Source organism: Ornithinibacter sp., from assembly GCF_035443565.1.
Lineage (GTDB): Bacteria > Actinomycetota > Actinomycetes > Actinomycetales > Dermatophilaceae > Fodinibacter.
This window is the reverse complement of sequence record NZ_DAORSO010000021.1, coordinates 1-11,123: the sequence shown is the minus strand read 5'-3', so window position 1 is coordinate 11,123 and position 11,123 is coordinate 1. Positions and strand designations below refer to the sequence as shown.

General features: G+C 71.4%; 10 protein-coding genes. 8 read left to right on the top strand and 2 right to left on the bottom strand.

Going from position 1 to position 11,123, the window contains the following annotated elements; genetic code table 11:
* A partial coding sequence (locus PLL68_RS04260) for an SDR family oxidoreductase (RefSeq protein ID WP_324531957.1) occupies positions 1–639 on the bottom strand: 639 nt, incomplete at its 3' end.
* Between the two features lie 169 nt (positions 640–808).
* Between PLL68_RS04260 and purL the strand changes: the two genes are divergently transcribed.
* The 3 genes from purL to PLL68_RS04245 all read left to right on the top strand — a co-directional run bounded on the left by purL (position 809) and on the right by PLL68_RS04245 (position 6,370).
* Entirely contained in the window at positions 809–4,708 is a 3,900-nt protein-coding gene (purL, locus tag PLL68_RS04255; RefSeq protein ID WP_324531955.1) for a phosphoribosylformylglycinamidine synthase, read from the top strand.
* Positions 4,708–5,196 (top strand): DivIVA domain-containing protein, encoded by a 489-nt coding sequence (locus PLL68_RS04250; protein ID WP_324531953.1) that lies wholly within the window; start codon positions 4,708–4,710, stop codon positions 5,194–5,196. Before purL ends, PLL68_RS04250 begins: the two co-directional genes overlap by 1 nt.
* Before the next feature lie 232 nt (positions 5,197–5,428).
* Positions 5,429–6,370: a hypothetical protein gene (locus PLL68_RS04245; protein ID WP_324531951.1), complete on the top strand. Its 942-nt coding sequence runs from the start codon at positions 5,429–5,431 to the stop codon at positions 6,368–6,370.
* Between the two features lie 113 nt (positions 6,371–6,483).
* On the opposite strand, the gene PLL68_RS04240 is transcribed toward PLL68_RS04245, so the two are convergent.
* Entirely contained in the window at positions 6,484–7,290 is an 807-nt protein-coding gene (locus PLL68_RS04240; protein WP_324531949.1) for a spermidine synthase, read from the bottom strand.
* 108 nt (positions 7,291–7,398) lie between these two features.
* On the opposite strand from PLL68_RS04240, the gene PLL68_RS04235 reads away from it, so the two are divergent.
* The 5 genes from PLL68_RS04235 to PLL68_RS04215 all read left to right on the top strand — a co-directional run bounded on the left by PLL68_RS04235 (position 7,399) and on the right by PLL68_RS04215 (position 10,987).
* Positions 7,399–7,791: a sterol carrier family protein gene (locus PLL68_RS04235; RefSeq protein ID WP_324531948.1), complete on the top strand. Its 393-nt coding sequence runs from the start codon at positions 7,399–7,401 to the stop codon at positions 7,789–7,791.
* Complete coding sequence (locus tag PLL68_RS04230) at positions 7,788–8,693, top strand: LLM class flavin-dependent oxidoreductase (RefSeq protein WP_324531946.1); 906 nt, start codon at positions 7,788–7,790, stop codon at positions 8,691–8,693. Before PLL68_RS04235 ends, PLL68_RS04230 begins: the two co-directional genes overlap by 4 nt.
* 127 nt (positions 8,694–8,820) lie before the next feature.
* Positions 8,821–9,123, top strand: coding sequence for a helix-turn-helix domain-containing protein (locus tag PLL68_RS04225; protein ID WP_324531944.1), 303 nt, complete (start codon positions 8,821–8,823; stop codon positions 9,121–9,123).
* An 80-nt stretch (positions 9,124–9,203) separates the two neighbouring features.
* On the top strand, positions 9,204–10,358 hold the full coding sequence (locus PLL68_RS04220; protein ID WP_324531942.1) for a type II toxin-antitoxin system HipA family toxin: 1,155 nt from the start codon (positions 9,204–9,206) through the stop codon (positions 10,356–10,358).
* 266 nt (positions 10,359–10,624) lie between these two features.
* Positions 10,625–10,987, top strand: coding sequence for a bleomycin resistance protein (locus tag PLL68_RS04215; RefSeq protein ID WP_324531987.1), 363 nt, complete (start codon positions 10,625–10,627; stop codon positions 10,985–10,987).
* Positions 10,988–11,123: the final 136 nt, after the last annotated feature.

The following is an 11,123-nucleotide window of genomic DNA, read 5'->3' as shown; positions in this document are numbered from 1 at the left end:
CACGGTCGGTCCCGTGCTGGTCGGACCGGCGTGTGTCGGTCCGGCGTGTGTCGGTCCGGCGTGTGTCGGTGAGGTGCTCGGGGGTGAGGTGGGCGCGGGGCCGGACTCGACGGCATCCGCGACGAAGGTTGCCGCGGCGAGCGGGTGCACGGGTTGCAGCGCCAGCCCGGGAACGAGGGCGAGTGGGCCGAGCCTGATCTGTGACAGGAACGTCTCGGCCAGGCTGAACCACGCCGTCGTGCGCGCCAGGGTGAGTGGCACCGGGCCCGCCGCGTACGCCTGCTCCTGGGCGGCCTTGCCGGCGTAGTACCCGGTGAGGCGGCGCACCGTCGGGTCGGTGACGTTGACGATCGACAGGCAGACGATGTGGCCGACCCCCGCCGTGGCGGCTGCGTCGGAGACCCGGGTGGCGGCCCCGGCGAAGAACGACACCGCGGTACGGCGAGACATCGTCACGACGTTGAGGCAGTCGACGACGGTGTCAGCGCCGGACAGGGCGGCCTCGAGCCCGGCGCCGGTGCACACATCGACCCCGGTGGCGCGTGAGGCTGCGAGGACGTCGTTGCCGCGCTCGCGCAAGAGCCTGCACACCTGGGCGCCCATCGCACCGGATCCGCCCAGAACCACCACTCGACTCATGCGCACTCCTTCAGCCGCAGACACTGCGGGGCCAGCCTTCCACGAAAGGTCCGGGCTCAAGGCGGAGGCAGCCTCGGGCCGATGGCGGGTGGAACGCGGCAGGTGAGCCGCCCCGGTAACCTTGGACACGGCATCCGCCCTCGCGCCCAGCTCCGGGAGAGACCTGCTCATGGCTTCGTCGCACGACCTCGTGCTGACCACCGTCCCGGGCGGCAACGCCCTCTCGCCGTTCCGTGCGGCAGCGCTGCTCGAACGCCTGCACCGCGCCGTCCCGACGGTCACCGGTGTCAGCGCGCGGCACGTGCACTGGGTCGCCAGTGAGCAGCCCCTCGACGAGGCGACCGCGGCCACGGTCACGAAGCTGCTGACCTACGGGCCGCCGGATGCCGGTGCCGCCTCGGGTGCCCACCTCGCCACCGTGGTCGTCGCACCGCGCCTGGGGACGCTGTCGCCGTGGGCGAGCAAGGCCACCGACATCGCGCACAACTGCGGCGTCGACATCCGCCGGGTGGAGCGCGTCACCGAGTACCTCGTCGCCACCGACGAGCCGCTCACCGAGGAGCAGTGGGGCGCCCTCGCAGACCTCCTCCACGACCGGATGACCGAAGCTGCCCTGCCCACCCGGGCCGACGCCGCCGCCCTGTTCGACGAGCGCGAGGCCGAGCCGATGGAGCGCGTCGACGTGCTCGGCCGCGGCCGCGAGGCGATCGTCGAGGCCGACACGGCCTACGGCCTGGCCCTGTCCGACGACGAGGTCGACTACCTCGTCGACGCGTTCACCGGGCTCGGGCGCAACCCCAGCGACGTCGAGCTGATGATGTTCGCGCAGGCCAACTCCGAGCACTGCCGCCACAAGATCTTCAACGCCGACTTCGTCGTCGACGGGGTCGTCCAGACCCGGTCGCTGTTCGGGATGATCCGGCACACCGAGGCCGTCGCCGGTGAGGGCACGGTCGTCGCCTACAAGGACAACGCCTCGGTCATGGTCGGCGGACGTCGCGTGCGCTGGATGCCGGAGGCCGCCGACGGGCCGAGCCGCTACGCCGGGCGCGAGGGCGACGTGCACGTGCTCATGAAGGTCGAGACGCACAACCACCCGACCGCGATCAGCCCGTTCCCGGGTGCGGCCACGGGTGCCGGCGGTGAGATCCGCGACGAGGGCGCCACCGGCCGTGGCTCGGCGCCGAAGGCCGGTCTCACCGGGTTCGCCGTGTCCAACCTGCACCTGCCGGGGCTCGAGGAGCCCTGGGAGAGTGAGAAGTACGGCGCCCCGGCGCACATCGCGAGCCCGCTCGAGATCATGCTCGACGGCCCGATCGGGGCGGCCGCGTTCAACAACGAGTTCGGCCGGCCCGGGCTGGGCGGGTTCTTCCGGGTCTACGAGCAGACCGTCGACGGGGTGCGCCGCGGCTTCCACAAGCCGATCATGAGCGCCGGCGGGCTCGGCACGATCAGCGCAGACATGACCGAGAAGATCGTCTTCCCCGCGGGCACACTGCTCGTGCAGATCGGCGGACCCGGCATGCGCATCGGCATGGGCGGCGGGGCCGCGTCGTCGATGGCGGCCGGGGCCAACGCGGCCGAGCTTGACTTCGACTCGGTGCAGCGCGGCAACCCCGAGATCGAGCGCCGCGCCCAGGAGGTCATCAACCACTGCTGGGGCCTCGGGGACGACAACCCCGTGCTCGCCATCCACGACGTCGGCGCCGGGGGCCTGTCCAACGCCTTCCCCGAGCTCGTCGACGGGGCCGGGCTCGGGGCCCGCTTCGACCTGTCGGCCGTGCCGCTCGAGGAGTCGGGGCTCGCCCCGAAGGAGGCCTGGTGCAACGAGTCGCAGGAGCGCTATGTGCTGGCGCTCGCGCCCGATTCGTTGCCGCTGTTCGCGTCGCTGTGCGAGCGTGAGCGCTGCCCCTACGCCGTCGTCGGGGTCGCTCGCGACGACGGCCGCCTCGTGCTCGCCGACGGCCCGGACGACCTCGCCGACGAGGACCGCGCCATCGACATGCCGATGGAGGTGCTGCTCGGCAAGCCCCCGAAGATGGTGCGCGACGTGACCCGCGTGGAGCGCGACCCGGGCACCCTGGACCTCACCGGGCTGGACCTGAAGGACGCCGCGTATGCCGTGCTGCGGCATCCGACCGTGGCGTCCAAGCGGTTCCTCGTGACGATCGCCGACCGCACCGTCGGCGGGTTGACCCACCGCGACCAGATGGTCGGGCCGTGGCAGGTGCCCGTCGCCGACGTCGCCGTGACCTTGGCCGACCACGTCGGCTTCGCGGGTGAGGCGATGGCCACGGGCGAGCGGATGCCGGTGGCCTCGGTCGACGCTCCCGCGTCGGGTCGGATGGCGGTCGGGGAGGCGCTCACCAACCTGCTCGCAGCGCCGCTGTCGTCGTTGACCGGGGTCAAGTTGTCGTGCAACTGGATGGCCGCGTGCGGTGAGGACGGCGAGGACGCTGCGCTGTTCGACACCGTCGAGGCCGTCGCGATGCAGCTGCTCCCCGAGCTCGGGGTGTCGGTGCCGGTCGGCAAGGACTCGCTGTCGATGCGCACCCGCTGGACGGATGCCGCGACCGGGGAGGCGCGTCAGGTCACCTCGCCGGTGTCGCTCGTCGTCACGGCGTTCGCGTCGCTGCCCGACGTGCGTGGCTCGTGGACCCCGCAGCTGCGCCCGGGCGACGTGCTCGTGCTCGTCGACCTCGGTGCTGGTCGCGACCGGCTGGGCGGGTCGATCCTGGGGCAGGTGCAGGGTGAGTTCGGCGGCCCGGTGCCGGACCTCGATGACCCGCAGCGGCTGCTCTCGCTCGTGGCGGCGCTGGCCGACCTGCGGTCCCGCTCGGTCGAGGTGGCGTACCACGACCGTTCCGACGGGGGCCTGTGGGCCGCGGTGTGCGAGATGGCCTTCGCCGGTGCGGTCGGGGTCGAGCTCGACGTGCCGTCGGTGGCTGCGCTGTTCGCCGAGGAGCTCGGCGCCGTGCTGGGGGTGCCAGCCGCTCGCACCGCGGAGGTGCTCCAGGTGTTCGCCAGCCACGGCCTCGGTGACGTGGTCACGGTGGTCGGCGGGACGGCATCCGGTCGTGTCGTTCGGGTGTCGGTGGCCGGGGACGGTGTGCTGGAGGAGCCGGTGCGTGACCTGGCGCAGGCCTGGGACGAGGTGTCGTGGCGCATCGCGACGCTGCGCGACAACCCGGAGTGCGCCGCGCAGGAGCACGAGGCGTTCGGGGCCGATGGCGACCCCGGGCTCGTCGTCGCGCCGACCTTCGACCCCACCGACGACGTGGCGGCGCGCTATGTGAACCTCGGGGCGCGGCCGAAGGTGGCCATCCTGCGCGAGCAGGGCGTGAACAGCCACGTCGAGACCGCGTTCGCGTTCGACCGCGCCGGGTTCGACACCTACGACGTGCACATGACCGACCTCCAGGCGGGGCGGTTCGACCTCGCCGACGTCGTCGGGCTGGTGGCGTGCGGCGGGTTCTCGTACGGCGACACCCTCGGCGCCGGTGAGGGCTGGGCGCGCTCGGTGCTGTTCAACGAGGCGTTGACGCAGGGCTTCCACGACTTCTTCCACCGCGGCGACACCTTCGGGCTCGGCATCTGCAACGGCTGCCAGATGTTCGCGGCGCTGGCCGACCTGATCCCGGGCGCCGACGCGTGGCCGCGGTTCACCCGCAATGCCTCCGAGCAGTACGAGGCGCGGCTGTCGATGGTCGAGGTCGTGGAGTCGCCGTCGATCTTCACCGCCGGCATGGCGGGCAGCCGGTTGCCGATCGCCGTCGCCCACGGTGAGGGCTTCGCCGACTTCTCGTCACGCGGTGACGCGGATGCCGTGGCGCGCGTCGCGCGGTTCGTCGACTCGCACGGTGCGGTCGCTTCGCGGTACCCGGCCAACCCCAACGGGTCGCCCGACGGGTTGACCGCGGTGACGACGCCCGACGGCCGGTTCACCGCGATGATGCCGCACCCCGAGCGCGTCGCCCGGAACGCGCAGCTGTCGTGGACTTCGGAGCCGGTCGAGGCCGAGAGCCCGTGGCTGCGGATGTTCCGCAACGCCCGAGTGTGGGTGGACTGATGCCCAGGATCCTGCGAGGGGACGACGTCCTCAACACCACCTTCACCCAGACGCAGTTCCGGCGGGGGTACGACGAGCGGGAGGTCGATGACTTCCTCGATCGGGCGGTCGTCGCCCTGCGGCACCACGAGTCGGGCCTGCCCGTCGCTGAGGCGCCGATGTCGTCCCGCGACGTGGAGGGTGTGCGGTTCACCCAGACGCAGCTCCGCAGGGGTTATGACGAGGAGGAGGTCGACACGCTGCTCGCCGACCTCGCGGGGACGCTTGCACAGCATGAGGCCGGTGGCTCAGCAGCTGGCTCGGCGACAGCGGCTGCGGCTGCGGCTGCGGCTGCGGTGGATGGATCGGCCGTGCCTGGTTCGTTGGCGGGCTCAGGGGCCGCTGGGAGTGCACGCCCTGTGGGCATCCCCTACAGGGGCGGCATCCTGATCGAGAACGATTCCTTGGGCTCCAAGCTGCTGCGAAAGTTGCGCGGCGACAAGGGCTGACCCCCAAGCCCTTTCGGCTTGCGTCCGGCAGGTTGGTGCCCCAGGCAGCCAAAGTGCCGGACGTTGGCCAAGCGTGATTTCTTGCGTCCGGCAGGTTGGTTCCTCTGACAGCCAACCTGCCGGACGCAAAACGCTGGATGCCGTTGTCCACAGGGCGGGCGGACAGCTCACGTTGTCCACAGCCCCCTCCCGCTGGCTGTGCCGGATCGACCCGGGGTCTGACCATCGAGCCATGGACCATCAGTCGCGCCGCCTTCGAGACGTCGGCGAGCTCCCCGAGGCCATCGACCGTGTCGTGTCCTTGGCGCGTCTCCGAGAGGCCGGGGTGACCCGGGGACGCCGACGCGCTCATGTCACCGCCGAGCGTTGGCGGCACCTGCCGCACCGTGGTGTAGTGCTCGACCACGGCCCACTCGTTGGTGATGCCGCGTGGCGCGCGGCCCTGCTCCACGTCGGTACGTCGGCCCGGCTGGGTGGGGTCACTGCACTCCAGGCGTCCGGGCTGACCGGTTTCGAGGAGACCGCCATCCACATCTGGGTCACGAAGTCCACCCGCAAGGGGCGTCCAGCCGGCGTCGTCCTGCATGAGAGCCGACGGTGGGGCGACGACGACGCGGCGCCTCACGGCATCCCGCGCGCCCGTCCCGCGGTGGCTGCGGTGCAGGCGGCATTGTGGGCACGAACCCCTCGGCAGGCGGCGTACCTGCTGGTGTTGCCGGTTCAGCAGCGGCTGGTGAGTGTGGAAGATCTGGGAGTCGAGATGTCTCGCGTTCGGCGCCACGCCTACCGGGGGGTCCTCTCCGGAGTCGTCGCTGACATCGGGGATGGCGTGCGCTCCATGAACGAACTCGACTTTGCCCGGCTGTGTCGCGCACGTGGTCTCCCGGAGCCAAGCCGGCAGACCCTGCGTGAGTCGGCCCATGGGCGCAGGTACCTCGATGTCGAGTGGGTGGCGCACGGCGTTCGTCTTGAGGTTCAGGGCGCCGGGCATGCACGACTGCTCAACGTCCTCAGTGATGACGTCCGCCTCATGGACCTCGCTGCCGAGGACGGTGCGGCCGTGAGTGTGTCCGTGCTGTCGCTGCGGGTCGACCCTGAGCCGCTGTTCGCGAGCTTGGCGCGCCTGTTGCAGTCACGTGGCTGGCGAGGGGCCTACCGTCCGCCCAGCCCGTAGCGTCCGGCAGGTTGGTGCCTCTGGCAGCCAAGGTGCCGGACGTCCGCCGGGTGCAGGGTGCAACGTCCGGCAAGTTGGTGCCTCTGGCAGCCAAGGTGCCGGACGCAGTGCGGTCAGCGGCGGCGCCAGGCCCCTCGCGCAGGCGGCGGGGGTGAGGATGCCGTGTCACCGCCGGCCGCGCTGAACGGCCGGGCCCCGGGGCGCCGCCGGAGGATCTCGTCCCAGCCCATGACCCCGGTGGGCAATGGGGCGGATGCCGTGGAACGCCTCAGCGTGTAGAGGTCGAGTGGGTGGGTGGTGGCGACGAGGACGAGGTTGCCGAAGCGCTTGCCCTTGAGCACCTCGTGCAGCCCGAGGAACGCGACGTGGCCCAGAGCTTCACGAGCGCCGGCAGCCACCCGAGCGGCGTACGCCATGCCCGGCTCGTCGGCGACGTTGGCGAGCACGAGCCCGCCGGGGGCCAGCACTCGGCGGAGCTCACCGAACCACTCGAGCGTGCCCAGCTCGGGCGGCACCTGGCCACCGGCGTAGGCGTCCAGCACGACGACGTCGGCGCTGGCGTCGCGCAGGGCAGCGACCCCGGTCAGACCGTCGACCGGCCGCACCCTGATCCGGTGCCCGCGCGGGAGCGGTAGCTCACGGCGCACGGCGTCGGTGAGCGCGGCATCCGGCTCGAGGACGATCTGGGGTGAACCATCCCGGGAATGGTTCAGCCAGCGAGCCAGCGTGAGCCCCGCCCCGCCGACGTGCGTGACGCGCAGCGGGCCGTCCGCCGCCAACGCCTCGATGGCGAGGGCGAAGTGCTGCACGTACTCGAAGTCCAGACGGGTCGGGTCGTCGACGTCGACCGCCGACTGCGGCTGCCCGTCAAGCACGACGGTGACCAGAGACCCGTCCCGCTCGAACAGTGCCTCACCCATGTCCGAAGGCTACGGGTCGGCCGGACACCCAGTCCGACGCCGGCCCGACCTCCGACCCCGACCGCCAGCACCGATCCGACCGTCACCGCGCCTCGGTACCCTCGCTCCATGCCTCCCCGCCGCCGCACCGACCCCGTCGCGGGTGAGTCGGCACTCACCACGTGGCTCGCAGATCCGGATGCCGTCGACCGCCCCACGCTCGCCACCGCCGTGCGCTTCACCCTCGAAGAACTCGGCGCGCGCGCCCCGGGTCGCAGTGTCGAGGTGCGCGTGCCCCCGTTCGGTGCGGTCCAGTGCATCGAGGGCCCGACCCACACCCGCGGCACCCCACCGAACGTCGTCGAGACGGATGCCGTCACCTGGCTTGCGCTCGCGACCGGCCGTCGGGAGTGGGCCGAGGCCGAAGCGGCCGGTGACCTGCGGGTCAGCGGCATCCGCGCAGACCTCGGTGATCTGGTACCGCTCACCGGCATTGGCGACCAGACGCGGGTGGCGCGATGACCACGGCGGCGAGCACCGGCATCCGCGGTCGTGACGTGATCGGCATCCGGCACGGCATCACGATCCTGCCCGAACTGCCGTGGCGCGAGTCGGCCCCGATGTGGCGGGCGGCCGAGGACATGGGGTTCGACCACGCCTGGACCTACGACCACCTCGTGTGGGGCGGGCTGCCCGACGCGTCGTGGTTCGCGGCGGTGCCGACGCTGGCCGCGGCGGCCGGTGTGACCTCGGCGATCGGCCTCGGCACCTTCGTGTCGTCGCCGAACTACCGGCATCCGTACACGTTCGCCCGTGACGTGCTGACCCTCGACGACGTGTCGGGCGGGCGGTTCCTCTGCGGGCTCGGCACCGGGGGCGACCTCGACGCGCGCATCCTCGGCGAGGAGCGCACGCTCAAGCAGCGGGTCGACCGGTTCCACGAGTTCGTGCCGTTGCTCGACCGGCTGCTGCGCGAGGATCGCGTCGACCACGAGGGGGCCTGGTACTCGGCGCGCGGGGCTCGCACCCTGCCCGGCCCGGTGCGCCACCGGGTGCCGCTGCTCGTCGCGGCGAACGGTCCGCGCTCGATCCGGCTCGCGGCCACGCTCGGCGACGGCTGGATCACCTACGGCGGCCGCGGTGACACCCTCGACGAATGGTTCGCCCACGTCGGTGAGCTCGTGCGGCGGTTCGATGACGCGGTGGATGCCGTGGGGCGCGGCCCGCTCGACCGCCTCCTCTCGCTCGACTCCTCACCCCGGTTCTCGCTGGAGTCGGTCGAGCTCTACGCCGAGATGGCCGGGCGCGCCGCGGAGCTGGGGTTCACCGACGTCGTCACCCACTGGCCGCGCGCGGACGGGCCGTACACCGGGGACGTCGCCGTGCTCGACGCGGTCGCGGCGCAGGTCGTGCACGCCGGCTGAGGCTGCTGATCGTGGTGTCGGCAGCGTGCCGCGCCACTGAAGCGGATCAATCTAATGACTGACATGTCAGTCCCTAGATGTCATGATGGGTGCTCTAGCCGTCATTATCAGTCAGTGAGAGGTCGCGATGCCAGCCAAGCCGACCCCGGTGCGGGTCCAGCGCGCCGCCACGGAGGTCGGTGAGCACCTGGGCGCTTGGCGGCGCATGCTGAACCTCACGGCCGTGCAGGTGGCTGAGCGGGCGAACATCTCGCGCGACACACTGCGCCGCCTGGAGCACGGTGACCCGGCGGTGTCGTTCGGCACGGTCCTGGCGGTGGCGCGGGCGTTGGGTGCCCTTGACCGGGTGGTCGATGCGCTCGACCCGTTCGAGACCGACCTCGGCCGTGCGAGGGCGTCGGCCGCGCTCCCGAAGCGGGTGCGCCATTGAACGAGGTCAGGGTCCACGTCGACATCGATGGACGTCCGGTGCTCGCGGGGACGGCCTTCTTCACCACGCGTCGATCGAACGTGACCACCACCGTCGTGTACGACGTCGCCTATCTCGCTGACCGATCCGGGTACGACCTCGAGCCCGCGCTCCCTCGGCAGGCAGGGCAGCAGTACGTCGATGGATTGCCGGGGTCGTTCGCCGACTGCTCTCCCGACCGGTGGGGGCGCAACCTGCTCGACAAGCGCCGCCGAGCGGAGCAGCGGCACGCATCCCAGCGGCTCCCCGCAGCAACTGAGACCGACTACCTGCTCGGCGTCAGCGACATCACCCGGCAAGGCAACCTGCGCTTCCGGGACGGTGACGGTCCGTTCCTGGGCCCGCACGAGGACGTGCCCCGGCTGGTCTCGCTTCCACAGTTGCTGGCATCCGCGGACCGGGTCGGGTCGGATGCCGATCTCGACGACTTCTCAGCGGTGAAGGCTTTGCTGGATGCCGGTTCGGGATCGTTGGGCGGGGCCCGCCCCAAGGCGTCCGTGCGTGGTGATGACGGCACACTGATGATCGCGAAGTTCCCGCATGCCGCTGACGAGTGGGATGTCATGGCGTGGGAGAAGACCATGCTCGACCTGGCTCAAGCCGCTGGGTTGAGAGTTCCCTGCAACCGGTTGACCACCGTGGGGTCTCGATCCGTGCTGCTCGTGAGCCGGTTCGACCGCGAGGTCGGTGGTGTGCGGCTGGGCTACATCAGTGCCATGACGCTGGTGGGGGCACGCGATGGCGACGATCGCGACTACGTCGACATCATTGACGCCTTGAGTGAATCCGGCGCGATGGTGAACGAGGACCTCAAGGAACTCTTTGCCAGGGTCGTCTTCTCCGTCGCGGTGCACAACACCGACGACCACCTGCGCAACCACGGGTTCCTTCGCCGCCGCGGGGGATGGGCGCTGAGCCCGCTGTTCGACGTCAACCCCAACCCCGATCTGCGGGCTCGCAGGATGACCGGCATCCTCGGGGCCGTCGATTCCCATGAGGAGGTCGCCGCGCTGTGCGACCTCGCTCAGGCGTGTCGGCTGTCCCCGGCCGAGTCGGCTGACGTCGTGCGCAAGGTCGTCCAAGCGGTGAGGACCTGGCGGCGGGCCGCAGCGGTCAACGGCATCGCCCCAGGCGAAGTGCGCCGGTTCGCAGAGGCCATTGACGCCCGAGTGGCGGAACTGGAGGCGACCGCGTGACGCGGCGGTTTTCGTGGCGGTCACTGTGCGCGATCTGGTCGAGTTCCGCCCCCGACCCTGACATGCGCGCCAAGGTTGCCGCTGCTGAGCAGGCCGCTGAGGATGCGGCGGCGCAGGAGGAGTCGATCGACCGCAAGGTGGACGCCTATGTCAGGGTGATGAAGGCTCACGGCCTGACGGTCAAGGATCCTGCCGCGCTCCGGCGGCGGCTCCAGGCCGGTGGGGGCGCCAATCGCACGGGAGGGCCTTGCCCAGCTCGCACCGTCGTGGGTGACCGGGCGACGCCCAACCTGGCATCGCGCGACTTCGCGGCGACCTCGGCCTTCTACGCTCGGCTGGGCTTCGTGGAGCAGTACCGCGACCAGGGGTGGATGATCCTCGCCCGGGGGCCGGTGGTGCTCGAGTTCTTCCCGTTCCCCGATCTCGACCCGGCGACGAGCGCGTTCAGCTCCTGCCTGCGCCTCGACGACGTCGATTCGTTCGTCCAGGTGTGTGCGGATGCCGGGGTGCCGGTGGGTGAGCAGGGGTGGCCGCGGCTTCACCTCCCCAAGCTGGAGGCCTCGGGCCTGCGCATCGGAGGGCTGCTCGACCCCGACGCGAACCTGCTGCGCCTCATCGCCAACGGGTGAGCCCTGTCCGGCTGGCCCTGGTGATGCCTGTCGGCCCGACTGACTACGGTGGGCGCCAGACGTAACTGACGCCACGCGCACCGCTGCGCAGGAGAGAAGCCGATGGCCCCGAGCACCAAAGAGTCCCAGCGCGCCG